Source organism: Lentzea sp. NPDC003310 (genome assembly GCF_040610935.1).
Lineage (GTDB): Bacteria > Actinomycetota > Actinomycetes > Mycobacteriales > Pseudonocardiaceae > Lentzea.
Genome location: NZ_JBEXNC010000005.1, coordinates 456,004 through 477,495, shown reverse-complemented (window position 1 = coordinate 477,495; position 21,492 = coordinate 456,004). Strand labels below are relative to the sequence as shown.

Here is a 21,492-nt window from a genome sequence, read left to right as displayed (position 1 = left end):
CACACTGTAAAACCAGCGGGTAGCTTCAGTCGGGTGACCACCGACACGCTGACGTCGTTCCTCTCGTGGTACTTCGACCACCACCCCGCGCACGCGGCCTCGGCGGGCTCACTCCCGCACTACTCGACCTTCGGTGACTTCTCCGCCTCGGCGTTCGAGCAGCGGGCCAGGGAGAAGGAGGCGTGGATCGCGCGGCTGGAGCCGCTGCCGCGGTCGGTGGACCGCGACCTGGCGCTGTCGGTGCTGCGCGGGGCGTCGGCGCTCGAGACGTGGCCGGGCTGGCGGCGCGATCCGCACGAGTACAGCAGCCTGGTGTTCTTCGGCCTGCTGGGGCCGTTCCTGCACGGGCTGCTGCCCGAGGCGGAGATCGTGGCGGCGACGGTGGCGAAGCTGCGGGAGGTGCCCGCGATATTCGCGGCCGCGCAGGCGAACCTCGACGCGTCGCTCGCGTCGCCGCTGGTGGTGCGGCGCGCGCTGGACCAGGTGCGGACGGGCCGGGCGTTCGTGCTGCACGCGCTGCCGCTGGAGGCGTCGGAGGAGTTCCGGGCGGAGATCGCCGAGGCCGCCGGGCCCGCCGCCGACGCGTTCGACCGGTACGCGGTGTTCCTCGAGGACCTGGCCGTGCGGGCGACCGGCGACTGGCGGATGGGCGAGAAGCTCTACTCGACGGTGTTGCAGGACAAGGAGTTGCTCGGGTACGGGGCGCCGGAGCTGCACCAGCGCGGGCAGGACGCGTACGCGGAGCTCGAGGCCGAACTGGTCGAGCTCGCCGGCACGAAGGACTGGCGTCCGGTGATGAGCGCGCTGCAGGACGACCACCCGCCGACGCTCGAGGCGATGCGCGCCGAGTACGAGGCCGAGACGTCCCGGGCGCGGGCGGCGCTGATCGAGCACTCGCTCGTCACGATGCCCGAGGGCGAGGAGTGCCACGTGGTGCCGTCGCCGCCGTTCAACCGCGCGGTCATGGCCGTGGCGAGCTACCTCGGCCCTCCGCCGCTCACGTCGCGGCGCACCGGCTACTTCTTCGTGCCGTTCACGCGCGAGGGCGCGTCGGAGGAGCAGATCTCGCAGCGCCTGCGCACCAACTCGCGGTCGCAGCTGCCGACGATCTCCGTGCACGAGGCCTACCCCGGCCACCACTGGCACTCGGCGTGGCTCGCGGCGCAGGGCCCGGCGCACCCGTTGCGCAAGGTGTTCCGGACGTCGTACTTCTCCGAGGGCTGGGCGCTCTACGCGGAGAAGCTGCTGCGCTCGGTCGGCTACTACACGACCAACGGCGCGCTGATGAGCCACGTCGAGGCGCGGCTGTTCCGGGCGGCGCGGATGATCGTCGACACGGCGCTGCACTGCGGCGACATGACGCCGGACGAGGCCGAGTCGTTCATGGTGGCGCGCACGGCGCTGACGCCGGGCACCGCCACCGGCGAGGTGAAGCGGTACTGCGCGTGGCCGACGCAGGCGCCGTCGTACCTCACCGGCGCGCTGGAGATCGACCTGATCCGCGACGAGTACCTGGCCGCGGGGCTGGGGTCCCTGCGCGACTTCCACGACCGGATCGCGGGCTCCGGCGCGCTGCCGCTCGGGCTCGCGCGCCGGGTGGCCCTGGGTGAGGATTAAGCAGCCTGGTAGGCGCGGCCCGCCGACGTGAGCGCGGTGCCCGTGGAGAGTCCGGTGGGGCTGGTCCTCGTGGACAGGGTGAACCACGAGTACCGCTCCACGAAGGACAGTCCGTCGAGCATCCGCGTCGATGCCGTGACGAACGCGTTCTGCTGCTGCTCGCTCGGGTAGACCGCGCGGCCGGACCGCCAGTCGATCAGGGCGTACTCGGTGAGCCAGATCGGCTTCTTGTAGCGGTTGTACACGTTGCGCAGGTACGACTCCAGGTGGCCGGTGGCCGCGGAGGAGAAGTCCTGGCCGTACCAGTGCAGCGGGATGAAGTCGACGCGGAGGTTGCGCGCCTTGGCCCCGGCCATGAACCGGTCGAGCCAGCCGCCCGCGACGTCGCCGCCGAACGCGACGCCCGGCGCGCCGAGCCGCAGGCCCGTGCTCTGCAGCCGGGGCCACAGGTCGAGCGCGCGTTCGACGGTCATGTTCGCCTGGCCCGCCATGTCGGGTTCGTTGAACCCCAGCAGCTGCCGGCCGTTGGCCTTGGCGGCGTTCAACTCGGCGTCGGTGACGCTGGCCGCGCCCCAGATCATCGGGACGAACTCGGCGTTGCTCCGGATCCCGCGCCGGTCCGAGGCCCAGGTGTAGTACCAGCGGGCGTCGAGCGCGGTCATGGCGGCGCCGGCGGGGCCGGGGTCGTCGGCGGCGTTCACGCCCTTCTTGGCCGAGGCGGCGTGGGATGGAAGCGCTCCCATCAGTAGCAGCAATGCGATCAGCAGCAGGGATGTTTTTCGCATGGAACGGTCTTACCACCGCCGCTGCCGTCTGTCGCCGGACGAGCACCGACGGTAGCGGCGTCCTGCCGAAGTGGCTCCCACCCGCTGGGACCGGGAACATCGGACCGACGGCCAGGGTTGAGCCGGTTGAGTCGATCAAGGAGGACAGATGCCCAAGGCAGTGGTGGTGCGCTCGACCGGTGGTCCCGAGGTGCTGGAGCACTCGGACGTGCCGTCGCCGGTGGCCGGTGACGGCGAGCTGCTGGTGAAGGTGGCCGCGGCGGGCGTCAACTACATCGACACGTACCAGCGCAGCGGCCAGTACTCGATCCCGCTGCCCACCACCCTCGGCCTGGAGGGCGCGGGCGAGGTCGTCGTCAGCAACTCCCCCGACTTCGCCGTCGGCGACAAGGTCGCGTGGATGGGCGTGCTGGGCAGCTACGCGTCCGAGGTCGTGGTGCCGGCCGCGCAGGCGGTGCGGGTGCCCGAGGGCCTCGACGTCGAACTGGCCGCGGCCTCGCTGCTGCAGGGCATCACCGCGCACTACCTGGTCCACTCGACGTACGTCGTGAAGGAGGGCGACCGGGTGCTGGTGCACGCGGCGGCCGGCGGCGTCGGCCTGCTGCTCACCCAGTGGGTGAAGTCGAAGGGAGCCACCGTCGTCGCGACGGTGTCGACCGACGAGAAGGAGGCGCTGGCCCGCGAGGCGGGCGCCGACCAGGTGCTGCGGTACGGGGACTTCGCGTCGCAGATCGAGAAGGTCGACGTCGTGTACGACGGCGTCGGTGCCGACACGTTCGACCAGTCGCTCGCGTCGCTCAAGCCGCGCGGCACGCTCGCGCTCTTCGGCGCCTCGTCCGGGCCGGTGCCGCCGGTGGACCCGCAGCGGCTGAACGCGGGCGGGTCGCTGTACCTGACGCGGCCGTCGACCGGGCACTACCTGCTCGACCGCGCGGAGCTGGAGTGGCGGGCCTCGGACCTGTTCTCCGCCATCGCGTCCGGGGAGCTGAACATCCGGATCGGCGGGAGGTACAAGCTGGAGGAGGCGGCGCAGGCGCACACGGACCTGCAGGCGCGCCGCACGACCGGGAAGCTGCTCCTCCTGCCGTGACCCGCGGACAGGTCGTGCGCTGGGACGACGAGGAGGGCTGGGGAGTGATCGAGTCGGCCGGGTTCGACGGTCCGGTCTGGACGCACTTCTCGGCCGTCGAGGCTCCGGACGGCGGGTTCCGGCGCCTGCGGGTGGGCGGGTCCGTCGAGGTCGAGGCCGAACGCGCGGACCAGGACGGGTACCGCTGGCGCGCCACCCGCGTGCGGGCGGAGGACTGAGTCCGAGGCGCTCGCCGCACGACCGGAAAGCTGCTGCTCCTGCCGTGACACGAGAACGGCCCCCGGTGTTCCGGGGGCCGTTTCTCGTTGTGGTGTGGATCAGGCGGCGGGGGTGACCTTCACGCCGTCGATCACGAACACGAGGGTCTCGTTCGGCTGGATGCCGTTGCCGCCCTCGCCGTAGCCCTTGGCCGGCGGGACGATGAGCAGGCGGCGGCCCTGCTCCTTCAGGCCGACGATGCCCTCGTTCCAGCCGTCGATGACCGGCGCCTGCCCGACGTTCTCGACGTCGAACGGCTTGCCGCGCTTGAACGAGCTGTCCAGCACCTTCTTGTCGGAGAAGGTCGTGAGCTGGTAGTTGACCGTGGCCGTGGTCCCCTTGGTCACCTCGGCACCGGTGCCCACCACCAGGTCCTTGATGATGAGCTCCTCGGTGGGCTTGCAGCTCGGGATCTCGACCTTGGGCGCCGCGCCGAAGTCGCCGGTGACCTTGAAGTCGTCGGCCTTGCAGGGGTTCGTGGGCGCGGCGGCCGGCGTCGTGCCGCCGGCCGAGGGCTCGGCCGAGCCGGCGCATCCGGCGAGGCCGGTCGCCGCAAGGACCGCAGAAGCGATGAGCAGGACGTTACGCATGGTGGGTGAGCGTATTCGGACCGGTGTGAGCGGCGTGTAGCAGGCCGCGCCGCCGCTCGGCCCGCGCAACTCGGCACGGGTGCATGTGGGTGCGGCGCCCGCTCTCGTCCGCCCCGTTCGGGGGTCTCCGCGACAGGGCGTCACCGAAGTGCACGCATGCGGGCCGACAACGGGGTTCAAACGCACTTATTCCGTGCGTGAATGTCGCACGAATAGCAGCTTCCTTATCTTTTGACCGACGCGTACAGTAACTCCGCGCACTTGATCGGACACCTAGCGCATTCGTCCGTTCGGGTAGCGGCCGATCTGGTGACCCAGGAGGTGGGGACACGTGTCCGCGGAGGCCGGAGGCATCCGCCGCAACCTGATCCAGGAGTTGTTCTGGACTCGGACCGGGTTGCTCCTCCTCATACTCGTCGTGACGTCGGGTGCGTCGCTGGCCATTTCCAGCCAAATGGATTCCGGGGCAGCGAGAAACCTGCTGACAGCAGTCGGTACCGGCACGCTCATTTCGGCGGTGGTGAGCTTCACGCAAACGTTGATCACGTCGAAAGCGGCGCAGAAGGCGTTGCTCGAACCGGTCATCGAGGAGAGCCGCAAGGCGCTCAAAGAGCTCACCCAGGAGTACCGGGCACTCGACCGGGAGTTCTTCCCGAGCCACGTGTTCGAGCCGACGGCGACGCCGGACCCGGTGTTCAACCAGCTGATGATGCAGGACCTGGAACGGACGCGGCTGTACTGCTTCCGCGGGTTCGCGGGCCGGTACGCGGCGGGCCGGGTGCTGCTCAGCCAGACGGAGTGCGAGCTCAGGGCCGTGCTCGCCGATCCGCGCGACGACAACGCGATCAGCGGCCGCGCGCGGTACCTGTTGCGCAACGAGGGCGCCGACGGCGATTACGACGAGATCCAGGAACGGCTCAAGGAGCAGATCCGGATAGGACTCGTCGGGCTCTACTCGGCGCGCAGCCGTTGCACGCGAATCGACGTGACGATCGTGTCGGACCCGCCGCTCGACCGGCTCGAGCTGTTCGACGATTCCGCGTGGCTCACGCTCTACAGCAACACCGCGGGAGTGCTCAGGCCGTATCCGCGCACGCTCAGGTTCACCGAGAGTTCGTTCCTCTACGGGATGGAGCGCGCGGAGTTCCTGCGCATCAGCAATTCGAAGGCCGGTTACCACTTCGCCATCACGCCGGCGACGACGAGAAACGACTTCCTGGCGTTGTTCGAGAAGATCACCGGCGACCCGCTCACGCGAGACGGGTTCACGGAACTGCAGAGCAAGTTCCACGCATTCCGCCGTGAATTCTCCGCATCCGCTCAGTTGAGGAGCTGATCGATCTTGCTAGCCGAGTTCACCGGGTTGTCCGCGCTCGAGGAGCTCGCCGCCCGGGTGCAGCGCGCCGATTTCCCCGTCGAGGACCACTGGGCCGATGTCGGCACGTGGTTCACGGACTGGGCGGCCCGGCCCGAGCTGCGCAAAGAGCTGCGCGCGCACATCGACGGCCTGACGCCGCAGGAGGCGACCTGGGTGATCGCGCACTCCCGGGAGACGACGACGCACTTCGCATGGTGCCTGAGGGACGAGGCGGGCGAGCCGTTCACGTTCTGGCTGCACGAGTACAAGCCGCTCGCCGACTGGCGCGCCGGCTACGCCGACTCGGTGCACAACCACCGCTACCACTTCTGCACCACCATCCTGAGCGGCGCCTACCTGCACGAACGGTTCAACGCCCGGCTCGGCGTCGGCGGCCGCACGGTCGTCGGCACGGAGCTCACCAACCGCACCCAGTGCACCGAGGGCACCACCGGCACGTTGCTCGCGCACGAGTTCCACCGCATCCCTCGGGCGGCGGACGGGACCATGACGTTCCTGGTGAAGTCGCGCGCCGTGAACCCGTGGAGCCTCAGCTACGACCCGGACACCGGGATCAGCCACCGGCACGTGCCCGTGGAGGACCGGCTGGAGGATCTGACGAACCACCTCTGAAGCCCCGCCGGGGGCACCGCCGCGCGCCTACCATCAGCCCACCTGGCAGGAGGGCTGATGATGCGTACGCGCACAGAGATCCCGAGGTCCGTCATCGCGGACGTGGAGCAGCGCGTGAGGCGGCTGTGCGAGGACCTGGCCGCGAAGCTGCAGTTCCACGGCTGGCACCACGTGAGCTTCGTCCGCGACAAGTCCGTGCACTTCGCCGAGCGCAACGGCGCCGCCCGCGACGTCGTGGAGGTCGCGGCACTGGTGCACGACCTGAACTACATGGTCCGCCGCAACTCGCTGCCCACCGACGGCGAGGCGTTGCGCCGGAAGGTCCTGTTCGTCTCCGGCGTCTGCGTCGGAGACATCGAGTGGGTCGAGCGGATCGTGCTCGAGGCCGAGATGCGCACCCGCTCCCGCGACATCTCGCTGGAGGCCCAGGCGCTGTCCGACGCGGACACGCTGTTCAAGGCGCTGCCGGTGACACCGGTGGTGCTCGCACACCGGTACCTGCAGGAGAACGGCATCACGCTGCGCGAGCTCGCGCACAAGATCGTGGGCGAGCAGGTGGGCAAAGCCGACGAGGGCTACTACTTTTACGACGCGGAGGCCGCCGCGACCTACACCAAGTGGGCCGAGACGAACCTCCGGTTGTGGCAGTGCATCGTGGAGTCCCTCGACGACCCGTGCGTCGAGGACCTGCTGACCAAGGTGGCGTCCTGAGCACGTTCTTCATCACCAGCGGCGGGGAGTCGGTCGCGGCCCGCGACTACGACCCGCGTGAGGCCGTCGTCGTGTGGCATGAGGTGTTCAACGAGGTGTGGGCACCTCTGCCCGACGACAACGTTGTCGAGCTCCCTGCGGCCCTCGTCGCGCAACTCGTCAAGGCCGATCCGGCGCGGATGCACGACGTCGCGCTCTCGTGGGCGCCTCTCGTGGACATGGGCTTCCACGAGGCGTTCGCGCACCTCGTCGAGTTGTCGAATCTCGCGCGCACGGCCGTGAGCCGCGCCGAGACCGTGTACCTGGAGATCAGCGAGCCGGCGTGAGGCCCGCGGTCTGCTGCAGGGGCATCGTGACGCCGACGGCGGTGAACGCGAGCTCGCGTGACGCGCGCCGTACGGTCAGCACGCCGAGATAGGCCTGCACGGCCGAGGTGCGGCATAGGTCGAGATAGGCACCCACGGCCGCGTCGACGATCAGCTCGTTCTCCACGCGGTCGCCGAAGAGGCGCACCAGTTCCGTGATCGCCTGGCGCAACTGGGCCTGCGAGGTCAGCATGTCCGGGTAAACGACCAGCCGGGGCAGGCGGTTCAGTTCGCGGGTCGGCGGCACGCCCCCGCGCCTCAACGAGCCCTCAGGTCCGCGCTCCCGTGCAGCGCGTACGCGAGCCCCAGCACGTTGCCCCGGCTGAGCATCTCCCACCGCACCTGCCGCAGCGCCTCCCCTGCGCCCAGCCCGGCCCCCAGCCGCGCCAGCAGCATGCCCGTCACCCACCCGGCCATGTCCTGCGGCACCGCCTCCTCGGGGCAGATCACCGCGGACGCGCCGTGGTCGAGGAACGGCCGCGCCAGCTCCGCCATCGGTGACGTCCCCACGACCAGAGGCCTGCGCACGGGCCAATGCGGCTGCGGCCACACACCCTGGTTGTTCCACCGTGCGATCTCCTCCACGTCGAGGAACCCCTCGCGCAGATGCAGGTGCACGACGTCCATCGTCTCCCCTGCCAGCACCCGTCCCAGGTCGGCGGGGGTGACGTAGGCCGACGTGACGGACTCGGGCGGGATCTGCGACATCAGCTCCGTCACGTGCCGCTCGGTCGCCGGCCGGTCCATGCCGGCGTCGACCGCCATCGTCACCTCGAACGGCCACTGGCGCGGCAGGATCCGTGTCACCAGCGGCCCGACCGGGTGTTCCAGCACGCTCGACAGTCCCCAGAAACCGAAGGGGCACAACACGTTCCCGCTGTGGTCGGACACCGGGCAGTGCGGCGGCACCGGTCCGCCCGCGCCGAACGGGCCGAACTGGCCCACCGAGGCGCAGAGGCGGTGGGGGCCGTCGGTGAACGGGAGGTCGTAGACCAGCGGCCAGCGGACCGGACCCGCGCCGGAGGTGGCGGACGCCACCATCACGCCCGCCGGGCGGCCCGTCGTGCGGGCCACGTGCCGGATGGCGGCGGCCGGACCCGTGTCGCCCGGCGTCTTCGCCGCGTGCCGGCCGGTGCCCTCCTCGCCGAACAGCGCCGCGTACGCCGCCGCGCCCTGCCGGGCCAGGAACGCGAGGTCCGCGCAGTAGGCCGGGAAGTCCTTGCCGTACCAGGGATCGAGCCCCGTCCCGGCGGGCAGCGCGAGCGGCGCGCCGGCCAGGCTGATCCACGACGGCACGTCGCCGGACGCGACCAAAGCTCGGTCGCCGAACTGCAGGACCGAGACCGCGCGCGCCGGCGGCAGGTCCTCGAACGTGCGGGAGAGCTTCAGCCGGGGCAGCGCCCGCGGCTCCCCCGCGCCCACCGGCAGCACGACCTGCTGGACGTGCACCGGCACCACGCCGTGGTAGACGACGAGCTCGCCGGTCCACGGCACGGCGGCGTAGGGCGTGGTGACCTCGAAGTTCACCCACGCGCTGGGTCCCTCCGCCGGCAGCATGACCGTCTCGGCCTTCACCGGCCGCCCGGCCATGCTCAGCACGACCCGCAGCTTCACGTCGTCCGGCAGCACGGGGCCGTCCCCGACGCGGATCCACACCTCGTAGTCGGCGCCGGGCCGCAGCGCCGCGGCGATGCCCTGCGTGGCACCGGGCAGCGCGACCACGACCGACACGGACCGGTCCGCGACCACGGGCGGCGCGGGGAGGGTGGTGTAGGTCATCTGGCCGCGGCGTTCCAGTTCGCGGAACTGCCACAGCGCGTCCTCGACCCGTGCCTCCCCCACGGCACGAGGGACGGCCAGCACCACGTGCGGCGCGCTCCAGCCCATCACCACCGTCGCGGTGTCCACTCCGGACACCCAGGTGTGCACGGCGGTGAAGAGCACGACCGTCCTGCCGAGACCGCGCAGCGCGGCGACCACCGGGGCCGAGTCCCACGAGCGCGTGTCGTGCAGCGCCACCACGTCGCCCGGCACGTCCGCGAGCGACGGCACGGCGGAGGCGGACGGGAAGTGCCGGAGGTCCAGCACGGCGAACCGCAGCACCCGCACCGCGGTCGTGACCACCGACGCCCCGGCGCCGCCGACCGGCAGCCCCCGGCTGACCTGGGCCCACCCGCCCGGATCGGTGACGACGACCAGCGAGGTCGCGGGTGTCAGGGTCGCGACGAAGTCCAGTGGTGAACCTTCACCACCGGTGACGGTGAACTCAACGGGCGCCACAGCCGTACGACTGGAGGTGCAGCTAGAACGGCCAGCCCAGCACCGGAAGCCCGACGACGGCGTCGACGGCGAGCCCGCAGAACACGAGCATCAGGTAGAGGTTCGACATGTGGAAGAACTTCATGGTGTTCGTGGATCCGCCGCGGCGCACGACGTTGTGCAGCTTGTGCGCGAAGATCGCGAACCACAGGCCCGACAGGGCCGCCACCGCCACGTAGATCCAGGAGGTGACGGGGGCGAGGGCGAGCGTGCAGACCACGGTGATCCAGCTGTAGATCACGATCTGCCGCGTCACCTGCGCCGCTGTGGCCACCACGGGCAGCATCGGCACGCCTGCGCGGGCGTAGTCCTCCTTGAACTTCATCGCGAGGGCCCAGGTGTGGGGCGGCGTCCAGAAGAAGATGACGCCGAACATCACCAGGGCGGGCCACTCGACGGTGCCCGTCACCGCGCTCCAGCCGATGATCACCGGCATGCAGCCCGCCATGCCGCCCCAGATGATGTTCTGGGAGGTCCGGCGCTTGAGCACGAGCGTGTAGACGAAGATGTAGAAGAGGATGGTCGCCACCGCGAACGCGGCCGACATCAGGTTGACGAAGATCCACAGGAACGCGAACGAGAAGACGCCGAGCACGATGCCGAAGATCAGGGCGTTGCGCGGCGGGATCGCGTTGTGCGCGAGCGGGCGGGCCGCCGTCCGCTTCATCACCGAGTCGATGTCGGCGTCGACGAAGCAGTTGAGGGCATTTGCCGACCCCGCGGCGAGCGTGCCGCCGGTGAGGGTGCAGGCGATGAGCCACAGCGGGGGCAGGCCGTGCTGGGCCAGCAGCATCGCCGGGATCGTGGTGATCAGCAGGAGCTCGATGACGCGCGGCTTGGTGAGGGCCACGTAGGCGCCTACAACCTGGCGGGGCGACCGGTTAGGGGCCTCGAGGACCGCACTCATCGCGTGAACGCTCCTGGTGTCGCAAGTGGTGGGATTTCCAGCGACTGATGGTAACCGCGTTCAATATTCACAGCCCGTTCGGGTACTCGTGTGCCTGGGCACACACCGACCTGCGACCTTTCAGCGCAACATCCGAATCACTCAGGACTAGGCTGGCCGGTGGACGTGGGAGAGATGCGGGTCAGGCTCTTCGGGATCGATTCCGAACGGCCGGGGCACCCGCCCGAGCGACAAAGTTTGGAGCTGTAAGTCCGTGACCGTCACCGACGACATCACCCGGCTCACGAAGGCCGATCTGCCGGACGACTGGACCGAGCTCGACAAGCGCGCCGTCGACACCGCGCGCCTGCTCGCGGCCGACGCCGTGCAGAACGTCGGCAACGGCCATCCCGGCACGGCGATGAGCCTCGCCCCGCTCGCGTACACGCTGTTCCAGCGCGTGCTGCGGCACGATCCGGCGGACGCGGACTGGATCGGCCGCGACCGGTTCGTGCTCTCCGCGGGTCACTCCAGCCTGACGCTGTACATCCAGCTGTTCCTGTCGGGGTACGGCCTGGAGCTCGACGACCTGAAGACGCTGCGCAAGTGGGGCTCGAAGACGCCGGGCCACCCGGAGCACGGCCACACCAGGGGCGTCGAGATCACGACCGGCCCGCTGGGCTCGGGTCTCGCCTCCGCCGTCGGCATGGCGATGGCCGCCCGCCGCGAGCGCGGCCTGTTCGACCCGTCGGCCGCACCGGGCCAGAGCCCATTCGACCACCACATCTACGTGATCGCCTCCGACGGTGACATCGAGGAGGGCGTCACCTCCGAGGCGTCGTCGCTCGCGGGCACGCAGCAGCTGGGCAACCTGGTCGTCTTCTACGACGACAACAAGATCTCCATCGAGGACGACACGACGATCGCGCTGTCCGAGGACACCGCGAAGCGCTACGAGGCCTACGGCTGGCACGTCCAGGTCGTCGAGTCCGGCGAGAACGTCAAGGGCATCCTCGAGGCCGTCGAGAAGGCCAAGGCCGTCACCGACAAGCCGTCGTTCATCCTGCTGCGCACGATCATCGGTTACCCGGCGCCGAACAAGCAGAACACCGGTGCCGCGCACGGTGCCGCGCTCGGCGTCGACGAGGTCAAGGCCACCAAGGAGATCCTCGGCTTCGACCCCGAGCAGACCTTCGAGGTCGCCGACGAGGTCCTCGCGCACGCCCGCGAGGTCGTGAAGCGCGGCGAGCACGCCAAGGCCGAGTGGCAGAAGACCTTCGACGCGTGGGCGTCGGCCAACGCGGAGAACAAGGCGCTGCTCGACCGCCTCGTCTCCCGCGAGCTGCCCGAGGGCTGGGACGCGGACCTGCCGGTCTACCCGGTGGACGCCAAGGGCGTGCCGACCCGCAAGGCCTCCGGTGAGGTCATCAACGCGCTCGCGAAGCACCTGCCCGAGCTGTGGGGCGGTTCGGCCGACCTGGCCGAGTCGAACCTGACGACGATCAAGGGCGCCAAGTCCTTCGGTCCCGAGGGCATCTCCACGGGCATGTGGAGCGCCGACCCGTACGGCCGCGTGCTGCACTTCGGTGTCCGCGAGAACGCCATGGGCATGATCCTCAACGGCATCGCGCTGCACGGCCCGACCCGTCCGTTCGGCGGCACGTTCCTCGTGTTCTCCGACTACATGCGTCCCGCGGTGCGCCTGGCGGCGATCATGAAGGCCGCCGTCACGTACGTGTGGACGCACGACTCCATCGGCCTGGGCGAGGACGGCCCGACGCACCAGCCGATCGAGCACCTCGCCGCCCTGCGCGCGATCCCGGACTTCGCCGTGGTCCGCCCCGGCGACGCCAACGAGACCGCGTTCGCGTGGAAGGCCGTCATCGAGCAGCTCGGCCCGGTGGGCCTGGCGCTGTCCCGGCAGAACGTGCCGACGCTCGAGGGCACGAGCGCCGAGGGCGTCAAGCGCGGCGGGTACGTGCTGTTCGGTGACGACAACCCCGAGGTTGTGATCATCGGCACGGGCTCCGAGCTGCAGGTCGCCGCCGAGGCCGGAAAGGTTCTGCAGGGCGAGGGCGTTGCAGTGCGTGTGGTGTCGATGCCTTCCCTCGACTGGTTCGAGAAGCAGGATTCGGAGTACCGCGAGTCGGTCATCCCGTCCTCGGTGAAGGCGCGCGTCGCGGTCGAGGCCGGCATCGCGCAGCCGTGGTACCGCCACGTCGGCGACGCCGGCGAGATCGTGTCGATCGAGCACTTCGGTGCCTCGGCCGACTACCAGGTCCTGTTCAAGGAGTTCGGCTTCACGACGGAGAACGTCGTCGCCGCCGCCCGCCGTTCCCTTGACAACGTGAGGGGTAACAAGTGAGCAAGCCCAACCTGGACGCCCTTTCGGGCGCCGGTGTGTCCATCTGGCTCGACGACCTGTCCCGGGAGCGGCTCACCAGCGGCAACCTGGACGAGCTGATCCGCGACTGGAACGTCGTCGGTGTCACGACGAACCCGACGATCTTCGCGGGCGCCCTGTCGAAGGGCGAGTCCTACGACGAGCAGGTGCGTGAGCTGGCGTCGCGCGGCGCCGACGTCGAGGCGACCATCCGCGAGGTCACCACGACCGACGTGCGCAACGCGTGCGACAAGTTCCGCGACATCTACAACTCCACGAACGGTGTGGACGGCCGCGTCTCCATCGAGGTCGACCCGCGCCTGGCGTTCGAGACGGACAAGACCGTCGCCGAGGCGCAGGACCTGTGGAAGACCGTGGACCGGCCGAACCTGCTGGTGAAGATCCCGGCCACCGAGGCGGGCATCCCGGCGATCACGAAGGTGATCGCCGAGGGCATCTCCGTCAACGTCACGCTGATCTTCTCGGTCGAGCGCTACCAGGCCGTCATGGAGGCCTACGTCGCGGGCCTCGAGCAGGCCAAGGCGAACGGCCACGACCTCCGCTCGATCCACTCGGTCGCCTCCTTCTTCGTGTCCCGCGTGGACACCGAGATCGACAAGCGCCTGGACAAGATCGGCACGGACGAGGCCAAGGCGCTGCGCGGCAAGGCCGCCCTCGCCAACGCGTGGATCGCCTACGGCGCGTTCGAGAAGACGTTCCAGGGCGAGCGCTGGGAGGCCCTCAAGGCGGACGGCGCGAACGCGCAGCGTCCTCTGTGGGCGTCGACCGGCGTGAAGGACCCGAGCTACTCCCCCACCCTGTACGTCGACCAGCTCGTCGTCGCCGGCGTCGTGAACACGATGCCGGAGAAGACGCTGCAGGCCGTCGCCGATGGCGGCAAGATCACGGGTGACACGGTCACCGGCCGTGCCGCAGAGGGCCAGGAAGTGTTCGACCAGCTCGCCGCCGTGGGAATCGACCTCCAGGACGTGTTCGTCGCGCTGGAGACCGAGGGCGTCGAGAAGTTCGAGAAGTCCTGGGAAGAGTTGCTCGAGACGGTGAAGAACCAACTGGCTCAACTGAAGGGCTGATACCCAAGTGACCTCCGTCGAAATCGTGAGGTCACCGAACGCCGACCAGGTCAGCACCATCGCTGCTGACCTGGTCGCGGATTCGGTGCCGAGCAAGCTGACCGCGCAGGACCCGACCCTGTGGGGGCCGGAAGCCGAGTCCGAGGCGAGCATCCGCCTGTCGTGGACGACGTTGCACGAGTCGTCCCGCGCCCTGCTCCCCGACCTCGTCGCACTGCGCGAGGAACTGCACGCCGAGGGCGTCGACCGCGTCGTCCTCGCCGGAATGGGCGGCTCGTCGCTGGCCCCCGAGGTGATCACGCGGACCGCAGGGGTTCCGCTGGTCGTGCTGGACACCACCGATCCCGCCCAGGTCGCCGACGCGCTCGCCGGTGACCTCGAGCGCACGGTGATCGTGGTGTCGTCCAAGTCCGGTGGCACGGTCGAGACCGACAGCCACCGCCGGATCTTCGAGAAGGCCTTCACCGACGCGGGCATCGACGCCGCGTCGCGCATCGTGGTCGTCACCGACCCCGGCTCGCCGCTGCAGAAGGCGTCCGAGGAAGCGGGCTACCGCAAGGTGTTCCTGGCCGACCCGAACGTCGGTGGCCGGTACTCGGCGCTGACCGCGTTCGGCCTGGTGCCGTCCTACCTCGCCGGCGCGAACGTCGAGGAGCTGCTCGACGACGCGGCCGAGGTCGCGAAGCTCGTGTCGCAGGACTCCCCCGAGAACCCCGCCGTCGTGCTCGCCGCGATCTTCGGCGCCGCGCACGCACACGGTGCCGAGAAGATCGTCTTCGCGGACACCGGCTCTGGCATCAAGGGTTTCGGCGACTGGGCCGAGCAGCTCATCGCCGAGTCCACCGGCAAGAACGGCACCGGCCTGCTGCCGGTCGTCGTCGAGGGCCCCGGCGCTCCCGGCTTCGTGGACGCACGTTCGGACGCCACGACCGTCGCCATCGGACCGGCCACCGGGTCGGCGCACGTCGCGGTCGAGGGCAAGCTGGGCGCGCAGTTCCTGCTGTGGGAGTACGCGACCGCGCTCGTGGGCCGGGTGCTCGGGATCAACCCGTTCGACCAGCCCGACGTCGAGGCCGCGAAGAAGGCCGCCCGCGCGCTGCTCGACGCGCCGATCGCGTCCGCCACGCAACCGTCCTTCGTGGACGGTCCCGTGCAGGGCCACGGCACGGACTGGGCGCAGCGCAAGGTCCACACCGTCGCGGAGGCGCTGGCGGCGATCGTTGAAGTGGCGCCCGACCACGGCTACATCTCCGTTCAGGCGTACTTGGACAGGATCGACGACGCGTCGTTCGAGCTGCTCCGTGCGGAGATCGCGAAGAGGACGCACCTGCAGACCACGTTCGGCTGGGGTCCGCGCTTCCTGCACTCGACCGGCCAGTACCACAAGGGCGGTCACCAGAACGGCGTGTTCATCCAGATCACCGGCGAGTCCGGCGACGACCTGGAGGTGCCCGGCCGTCCCTACACGCTGGCGCAGCTGCAGCTCGCGCAGGCGCTCGGCGACGGTCAGGTCCTGGCCGAACACGGTCGCCCGGTGCTGCGCCTCCACCTGGAGGACCGCATCGCCGGACTGGCCCAGCTCGTCGAGGCAGTCCAGGAGGACGGCTCGTGACCACTTCCGCCAAGTGGAACAACCCGCTGCGGGACGCGCGCGACAAGCGCATGCCCCGCATCGCGGGCCCGAGCGCGCTGGTCATCTTCGGTGTCACCGGTGACCTGTCGCGCAAGAAGCTCATGCCGGCGATCTACGACCTCGCGAACCGGGGTCTGCTGCCGCCGGGCTTCGGTCTCGTCGGGTTCGCCCGCCGCGACTGGGCCGACCAGGACTTCATGAAGGTCGTGCACGACGCCGTCAAGGAGCACGCGCGCACGCCGTTCAACGAGGCCGTGTGGCAGCAGCTCGCCGAGGGCATCCGGTTCGTGCAGGGCACGTTCGACGACAACGAGGCGTTCGACAACCTCGCGTCGTGCCTCGCGGCTTTGGACGCCGAGCGCGGCACGGGCGGCAACCACGCGTTCTACCTGTCGATCCCGCCGGGCGCGTTCCCGACGGTGGTCAACCAGCTCAAGCGCGCGGGGCTCGCCCAGACGGCTCCCGACCAGTGGCGCCGCGTCGTGATCGAGAAGCCGTTCGGCCACGACCTGAAGTCAGCCAAGGAGCTCAACCGCACGGTCAACGAGGTCTTCCCCGAGGAGTCGGTGTTCCGCATCGACCACTACCTCGGCAAGGAGACCGTGCAGAACATCCTGGCGCTGCGGTTCGCGAACCAGCTGTACGAACCCATCTGGAACTCGAACTACGTCGACCACGTGCAGATCACCATGGCCGAGGACATCGGTCTCGGCGGTCGTGCCGGCTACTACGACGGCATCGGCGCGACGCGTGACGTCATCCAGAACCACCTGCTGCAGCTGCTCGCCCTCATCGCGATGGAGGAGCCGGTCTCGTTCAAGCCGGCGGACCTGCGCGCGGAGAAGGTGAAGATCCTCTCGGCCACGCGTCCCGCGGAGCCGTTCGAGGAGACCACCGCGCGCGGCCAGTACACCGGAGGCTGGCAGGGTGGTCAGAAGGTCCCGGGTCTGCTCGAGGAGGGCGGTTTCTCGCCCGAGTCGAAGACCGAGACGTTCGGTGCGATCACCTGCGAGGTCAACACCCGCCGCTGGGCCGGGGTGCCGTTCTACCTGCGCACCGGCAAGCGCCTGGGCCGCCGCGTCACCGAGGTGGCCGTGGTGTTCAAGCGGGCGCCGCACCTGCCGTTCGACGACACGGCGACCGAGGAGCTCGGCCAGAACGCCCTGGTGGTCCGGGTCCAGCCGGACGAGGGCGTGACGATCCGGTTCGGGTCGAAGGTGCCGGGCAACACGATGGAGGTTCGCGACGTCACGATGGACTTCGGTTACGGCCACTCGTTCACCGAGTCGTCGCCGGAGGCCTACGAGCGGCTGCTGCTCGACGTGCTGCTCGGCGAGCCGTCGCTGTTCCCGAAGAACGACGAGGTCGAGCTCTCCTGGGAGATCCTCGACCCGGTGCTCGAGTTCTGGGCCCGCAAGGACGAGCCCGCGCTCGAGAAGTACAAGGCCGGTACGTGGGGGCCGCCGTCGGCGGACGCGATGACGGCTCGGACCGGAAGGCACTGGAGGCGTCCGTGATCATCGACCTGCCCTCGACCACCACCTCCCAGATCAACTCGCGGCTGGTCCGGCTGCGCGACGAAGGCGGTGCGACGACCCTGGGTCGCGTGCTGACCCTCGTGATCGTGACCGAGGACGGCCAGCGCACCGACGCCGCGATCGACGCGGCGAACGACGCCTCGCGCGAGCACCCGTGTCGCGTGATCGTCGTGGCGCGCGGTGCCCGTCAGGCCGCCCCGCGCCTGGACGCGCAGATCCGCGTCGGTGGCGACGCGGGTGCGTCCGAGGTCGTGGTTCTTCGTCTGTACGGAGAACTGGCCAAGGAAGGCGCCTCGTGCGTCATGCCGCTGCTGCTGCCGGACACCCCGGTCGTGGCGTGGTGGCCGTTCGACGCGCCGGTGTCGCCGTCGAAGGATCCGATCGGTCAGCTCGCGCAGCGTCGCATCACCGACGCGGCGGCCGAGAAGAACCCGATCAAGGCCCTGGAGACCCGGCGGGCGCACTACGCGCCGGGCGACACGGACCTCGCGTGGACGCGGCTCACGCTGTGGCGCGCGATGCTCGCGTCCTCTTTGGACCTCCCGCCGTACGAGAAGGTCGTGGAGGCCGAGGTGACCGGTGAGGCCGACTCGCCGTCCACGGACCTGCTCGCCGCGTGGCTGACGGACCGGCTGAAGGTGCCGGCCAGGCGCTTCAAGGCCACGTCGGGCGAGGGCATCGTGGAGGTGCGGCTCGCGCGTCCGTCCGGTGACGTCGGCCTGCTGCGGCCGGACGGCAAGGTGGGCACGCTCTCGCAGCCCGGTCAGCCGGAGCGGCGGGTGGCGCTGCAGCGCCGTTCGGTGCGCGACTGCCTCGCGGAGGAACTGCGCAGGCTCGACCCCGACGAGGTCTACGCGGCGGCGCTCAAGTCGCTCGCGAAGGTCACGAAGGGTCGTGCGCACTCCGCGAAGCCCGAGGCCGCCGAGGAGGCTCCCGCAGCCGAGGCGACCAACGGCGCGGCGGCGAAGAAGTCCAAGGCGAAGGCGAGTTCGTGAGCAATCCTGAAGTCGTGGTCCACCGCGACGGCGAGCTGCTCGCCGCCGCCGCGGCGGCCCGCCTGCTGACCCGTGTCGTCGACGCACAGGCCGCCCGCGGCTCCGCGTCCGTCGTGCTGACCGGTGGCCGCACCGGCACCGCGGTCCTGGAGCAGCTGAACCGGGGTGCCGCGCGGGACGCGGTGGACTGGTCCCGCGTCGACCTCTTCTGGGGCGACGAGCGCTTCCTGCCCTCCGGGCACCCGGAGCGCAACGAGACGCAGGCCCGTGCCGCGTTGCTGGACCACGTGCCCGTGGACCCGGCGCGCGTGCACGTGATGGAACCGTCGGACGGCAAGTTCGGCGACGACCCCGAGGCCGCCGCCGAGGCCTACGCGTCGCTGCTGGCGTCGCTGGCCCAGCCGGAGGACCACGGTGACGTGCCCACGTTCGACGTCTGCATGCTGGGCGTCGGCGAGGAGGGCCACGTCGCGTCGGTGTTCCCGGACTCGCCCGCGGTGCACGAGAAGGAGCGTTCGGTCGTCGCCGTGCGCAACTGCCCGAAGCCGCCGCCGACGCGCGTGTCGCTGACGTTGTCGTCGGTGCGGCGCGCGCGGGAGGTCTGGCTGATGACGACGGGCGAGGCGAAGGCCGCGGCCGTGGCGATGGCCCTGGATGGTGCCGGCGAGGTGCAGCTGCCCGCCGCCGGCGCCACGGGCCGCAGCCGGACGTTGTGGCTGCTGGACTCGGCGGCCGCCTCGGCGGTCCCGGCGTTGTTCAAGCCGCCCCTGGCGTGATGCCCGTGAGGACGGCCCCGGCTGCGCACAGCCGGGGCCGTCGTCGTCTCACCGGCCGCGCAACCGGGTGATGCGCTGGGCGCACGACGGGTGCGAGGCGAGCATCCGCGCCCGCACCGGCGCCCTGGCCCGCAGATCGTCCTGCCCCTCCCTGACCCAGCGCCGCAACACCTCCAGCAACACCGGCCCATAGCCGAGCTCGGCCGCCACCCGGTCCGCGTGCAGCTCCGCCCGCCGGCTCGACCACGCGAGCAACGGCGCGATGACCGGCACCAGCACCAGCCACGGACTCACCACGAGCGCCGCCGCCGCGAGCACGACGATCAGCAGCGTGCTGATCACTCTCGCCCCCGGCGTCCCGACCGCGCGCCCCACCCCGTGGATGGCCACCCCCACCAGCACGACCAGCCCGACCACGGCCCGTGCCGGCAGCTCGTACCACCACCGCAGCAACGAGATCCGGGTGTGCCCGGCCAGGTGGTGCCCGAGCTCGTGCGCGAGCACCGCCTCCAGCTGCCTGGGCGGCAGCTGCAGCGCCGCCGTCGACACCCCGACGACGTGCCCGCCGACCGCCATCGCGTTGATCCCCTTGGAGTTCTGGATCCGCAACCAGTACCGCCGCGGATCGACCCCGGCCGCACCGCACACCTCCTCCAGCAACGGCTCCAGCGCGGCACGCTCGGTCCGCGTCGGCTTGCGCAGCCGGTACGCGACGACCGCGAGCAGCTGGTCGGTGGCCGGCAGGAACACGACGGCGCCGGACAGCAGCCAGAGGGCGGGAGGCAGCCAGAGCGCCTGCGGCGTCACCGCCTTGCCGAGGAGGGCGAGCACCAGCAGGCTGCTCAGCACGGTCGGGACGCCGAGCAGCAGTTCGGACACGGCGGACAGGTCGAAGCGCCTTCGGGTCGCGCGCACCGTCATCACCTCGCGGGACAAGGCTTCCAGCGCCCGCCCGTTTGTGTCCAGCCGAGTCGCCCGTCCCGCCCAGTGCCGAGGTCAGGTGGCAGGTCTGGCGGTTCCTCGTGCCAGGCAAGGCGAAACAGCGCGAACGAGCTCGTCGCTCACAGCCCGTTCCTCCCCACGATCTCCTCCATCACCGGCACCGGCAACGACGGGTTGGCCGCCGCCGCACCCGCCGTGAACCCGCTCCCCAGGAACTCGACGATCACCGGCACGGGCAGGTTGGGGTGAGCAGCGGCGAAGTGCCGGGCCTGCGCATCTTCCAGGCACAGCAACAAGGTCTCCCCCGCCGCGTGCGGGTGCCGGGCGATCGCCCGGAACGTCTTCTCCACCGACTCGGCGTGCAAAGCCATGTGGTGCAACAACTCCGGCGGGCACAGCGGGTTCGCCGCCGCCCTCGGGTACACCCGCGGGCCGTGCCGCGACACCAGGTCCCGCAGCTCCTCCACCGTCACCAGCGGGTGGGTGGCGACGGCCGCGACCACACCGGGATCGGAGTCGCCGAGGAAGAGCGCGACCACGTCCGGGGGCAGGTCGGGGCGCATCGCCACCATCATCCGCACCTGCGCGACCCCGGACGCGGCCAGCGCACGGAGCTCGCCAGCCGAAGCAGATCCGATGCGCGGCACCAGATCCGGGCCGATGCGCGCGCAGGCCGCCAGGTCCGTCAGGAGGTCCAGCGGGATCGACGGGTTGCGCAGCAAGGCGCGGCGCAGGGTGCGGGTGCCGGCGAGCTGGCGCAGGACCGGGACCGGGACGGACGGGTTCGCCGCGAGGGTCGCGAGGGTGCCGGGTTCGAGTTCCGAGGCGAGCTGCTCGTAGACCTCGGCGGGCAGGTCGGTGCGGGCTGCCAGGAAGTAGCGGGACTCGTGGTGGGGCAGCAGGTCCGCGGCGAACGGGGTCGCGGGGTTGGCGGCCAGCTCGCGGGCCAGCGAGCCGTCGGACCGCAGGGACTCGAGCACCGCGGCCGGGGTGTGCTCGCTCGCGGCGAGGGCTCGGCGGACGGCCGGGTCGGCGTGGCTCACCGGCACGCCGGGTGGCAGCGGGTGGAACAGCACCAGTTCGGCGACCACCCGCGGTTCGGGGTCGCGGGCCAGCAGCGCGACCACGTCGGCGGGCAGCGCGCACGCCCACTCGGGCAGCTGTTCGCGCACGGCCGGGTCCGGGTGGAACGCGAGTGCGCGGGCCAGGGCGGGGTCGGCGTCGGGGTGGCCGGTGAGCACCAGTGCCACCGACTCGTCGGCGATCGGCACGTCCGCCGGATGGACCAATCCCTTCTCCAGCAACCGGTGTACAGCCGACGAGTCGCCGTGCTCGAGCAACGCGCGCACGTGCTCCGGTGTCAGGTCTGCGCGATCGGCCAGGTCCGCCGCCAGTTCGGCGTGGACGACCAGGCGGTCGAGCAGGTAGCCGGGCAGCGCGGGGTTCGACGCCAGCCCTTCCAGTACAGCGTTCACCAATCTCCCTGGTAACACGGCAGGCATTCCCCCCGACAACGCGTATCA

Annotated in this window: 20 protein-coding genes; 13 read left to right on the top strand and 7 right to left on the bottom strand. The window is 70.6% G+C overall.

All coding sequences use genetic code 11. The annotated features are described in order from the left end of the window. Window positions 1–33 precede the first annotated feature (33 nt). On the top strand, window positions 34–1,617 hold the full coding sequence (locus ABZX02_RS12325) for a DUF885 domain-containing protein (protein WP_355297515.1): 1,584 nt from the start codon (window positions 34–36) through the stop codon (window positions 1,615–1,617). On the opposite strand, the gene ABZX02_RS12320 is transcribed toward ABZX02_RS12325, so the two are convergent. Then, the gene (locus ABZX02_RS12320; RefSeq protein WP_355297513.1) at window positions 1,614–2,402 is read right to left on the bottom strand and encodes a glycoside hydrolase family protein; all 789 of its coding nucleotides are present in this window, start codon (window positions 2,400–2,402) and stop codon (window positions 1,614–1,616) included. The two genes, ABZX02_RS12325 and ABZX02_RS12320, sit on opposite strands and share 4 nt — an antisense overlap. Window positions 2,403–2,550: 148 nt before the next feature. On the opposite strand from ABZX02_RS12320, the gene ABZX02_RS12315 reads away from it, so the two are divergent. Beyond that, window positions 2,551–3,492, top strand: a complete 942-nt coding sequence (locus ABZX02_RS12315; protein WP_355297511.1) for a quinone oxidoreductase — start codon at window positions 2,551–2,553, stop codon at window positions 3,490–3,492. Then, entirely contained in the window at window positions 3,489–3,710 is a 222-nt protein-coding gene (locus ABZX02_RS12310; RefSeq protein ID WP_355297509.1) for a cold shock domain-containing protein, read from the top strand. The genes ABZX02_RS12315 and ABZX02_RS12310 overlap by 4 nt, the downstream gene beginning before the upstream one ends. Before the next feature lie 99 nt (window positions 3,711–3,809). On the opposite strand, the gene ABZX02_RS12305 is transcribed toward ABZX02_RS12310, so the two are convergent. Further along, window positions 3,810–4,340, bottom strand: a complete 531-nt coding sequence (locus ABZX02_RS12305) for an FKBP-type peptidyl-prolyl cis-trans isomerase (RefSeq protein ID WP_355297507.1) — start codon at window positions 4,338–4,340, stop codon at window positions 3,810–3,812. A 331-nt stretch (window positions 4,341–4,671) separates the two neighbouring features. On the opposite strand from ABZX02_RS12305, the gene ABZX02_RS12300 reads away from it, so the two are divergent. Genes ABZX02_RS12300 through ABZX02_RS12285 form a run of 4 tightly spaced genes read left to right on the top strand, consistent with a single transcriptional unit; the run spans window position 4,672 to window position 7,367 of the window. Next, window positions 4,672–5,676, top strand: a complete 1,005-nt coding sequence (locus ABZX02_RS12300; RefSeq protein WP_355297505.1) for a hypothetical protein — start codon at window positions 4,672–4,674, stop codon at window positions 5,674–5,676. Between the two features lie 6 nt (window positions 5,677–5,682). Beyond that, window positions 5,683–6,330 carry a hypothetical protein gene (locus tag ABZX02_RS12295; RefSeq protein WP_355297503.1) on the top strand — a complete coding sequence of 216 codons (648 nt, stop codon included), beginning with the start codon at window positions 5,683–5,685 and terminating at the stop codon, window positions 6,328–6,330. Window positions 6,331–6,387: 57 nt separating this feature from the next. Next, window positions 6,388–7,041, top strand: coding sequence for an HD family phosphohydrolase (locus tag ABZX02_RS12290; protein ID WP_355297501.1), 654 nt, complete (start codon window positions 6,388–6,390; stop codon window positions 7,039–7,041). Next, window positions 7,005–7,367, top strand: a complete 363-nt coding sequence (locus ABZX02_RS12285; protein WP_355297499.1) for a hypothetical protein — start codon at window positions 7,005–7,007, stop codon at window positions 7,365–7,367. Before ABZX02_RS12290 ends, ABZX02_RS12285 begins: the two co-directional genes overlap by 37 nt. On the opposite strand, the gene ABZX02_RS12280 is transcribed toward ABZX02_RS12285, so the two are convergent. Genes ABZX02_RS12280 through ABZX02_RS12270 form a run of 3 tightly spaced genes read right to left on the bottom strand, consistent with a single transcriptional unit; the run spans window position 7,351 to window position 10,632 of the window. Then, window positions 7,351–7,653, bottom strand: a complete 303-nt coding sequence (locus ABZX02_RS12280) for a hypothetical protein (protein ID WP_355297497.1) — start codon at window positions 7,651–7,653, stop codon at window positions 7,351–7,353. The genes ABZX02_RS12285 and ABZX02_RS12280 overlap by 17 nt on opposite strands. A gap of 11 nt (window positions 7,654–7,664) precedes the next feature. Next, on the bottom strand, window positions 7,665–9,686 hold the full coding sequence (locus ABZX02_RS12275) for a hypothetical protein (protein ID WP_355297495.1): 2,022 nt from the start codon (window positions 9,684–9,686) through the stop codon (window positions 7,665–7,667). Between the two features lie 22 nt (window positions 9,687–9,708). Further along, entirely contained in the window at window positions 9,709–10,632 is a 924-nt protein-coding gene (locus tag ABZX02_RS12270; protein ID WP_355297493.1) for a heme o synthase, read from the bottom strand. A gap of 253 nt (window positions 10,633–10,885) precedes the next feature. Between ABZX02_RS12270 and tkt the strand changes: the two genes are divergently transcribed. Genes tkt through pgl form a run of 6 tightly spaced genes read left to right on the top strand, consistent with a single transcriptional unit; the run spans window position 10,886 to window position 19,027 of the window. After that, complete coding sequence (gene tkt, locus ABZX02_RS12265; RefSeq protein ID WP_355297491.1) at window positions 10,886–12,976, top strand: transketolase; 2,091 nt, start codon at window positions 10,886–10,888, stop codon at window positions 12,974–12,976. Further along, window positions 12,973–14,085 (top strand): transaldolase, encoded by a 1,113-nt coding sequence (gene tal, locus ABZX02_RS12260; protein WP_355297489.1) that lies wholly within the window; start codon window positions 12,973–12,975, stop codon window positions 14,083–14,085. The genes tkt and tal overlap by 4 nt, the downstream gene beginning before the upstream one ends. 25 nt (window positions 14,086–14,110) lie before the next feature. Beyond that, complete coding sequence (locus tag ABZX02_RS12255; protein WP_355297488.1) at window positions 14,111–15,697, top strand: glucose-6-phosphate isomerase; 1,587 nt, start codon at window positions 14,111–14,113, stop codon at window positions 15,695–15,697. A 50-nt stretch (window positions 15,698–15,747) separates the two neighbouring features. Then, a complete protein-coding gene (gene zwf / locus ABZX02_RS12250; RefSeq protein WP_355297603.1) occupies window positions 15,748–17,235 on the top strand; it encodes a glucose-6-phosphate dehydrogenase in 1,488 nt (495 codons plus the stop codon). Then, entirely contained in the window at window positions 17,232–18,251 is a 1,020-nt protein-coding gene (gene opcA / locus ABZX02_RS12245) for a glucose-6-phosphate dehydrogenase assembly protein OpcA (RefSeq protein WP_355297486.1), read from the top strand. The genes zwf and opcA overlap by 4 nt, the downstream gene beginning before the upstream one ends. Beyond that, entirely contained in the window at window positions 18,248–19,027 is a 780-nt protein-coding gene (gene pgl, locus ABZX02_RS12240) for a 6-phosphogluconolactonase (RefSeq protein ID WP_355297484.1), read from the top strand. Before opcA ends, pgl begins: the two co-directional genes overlap by 4 nt. A gap of 48 nt (window positions 19,028–19,075) precedes the next feature. Here the strand turns inward: pgl and ABZX02_RS12235 are convergent, their stop codons facing one another. Continuing rightward, complete coding sequence (locus ABZX02_RS12235) at window positions 19,076–19,942, bottom strand: M48 family metalloprotease (RefSeq protein ID WP_355297483.1); 867 nt, start codon at window positions 19,940–19,942, stop codon at window positions 19,076–19,078. 146 nt (window positions 19,943–20,088) lie between these two features. Continuing rightward, complete coding sequence (locus ABZX02_RS12230) at window positions 20,089–21,444, bottom strand: hypothetical protein (RefSeq protein ID WP_355297481.1); 1,356 nt, start codon at window positions 21,442–21,444, stop codon at window positions 20,089–20,091. Window positions 21,445–21,492: the final 48 nt, after the last annotated feature.

Bases quoted from the DNA above. Each gene is read 5' to 3' on its own strand.
- ABZX02_RS12320 (WP_355297513.1), bottom strand. From the start codon at position 2,402: ATGCGAAAAACATCCCTGCTGCTGATCGCATTGCTGCTACTGATGGGA.
- ABZX02_RS12315 (WP_355297511.1), top strand. From the start codon at position 2,551: ATGCCCAAGGCAGTGGTGGTGCGCTCGACCGGTGGTCCCGAGGTGCTG.
- ABZX02_RS12305 (WP_355297507.1), bottom strand. From the start codon at position 4,340: ATGCGTAACGTCCTGCTCATCGCTTCTGCGGTCCTTGCGGCGACCGGC.
- ABZX02_RS12290 (WP_355297501.1), top strand. From the start codon at position 6,388: ATGATGCGTACGCGCACAGAGATCCCGAGGTCCGTCATCGCGGACGTG.
- ABZX02_RS12270 (WP_355297493.1), bottom strand. From the start codon at position 10,632: ATGAGTGCGGTCCTCGAGGCCCCTAACCGGTCGCCCCGCCAGGTTGTA.
- zwf (WP_355297603.1), top strand. From the start codon at position 15,748: ATGCCCCGCATCGCGGGCCCGAGCGCGCTGGTCATCTTCGGTGTCACC.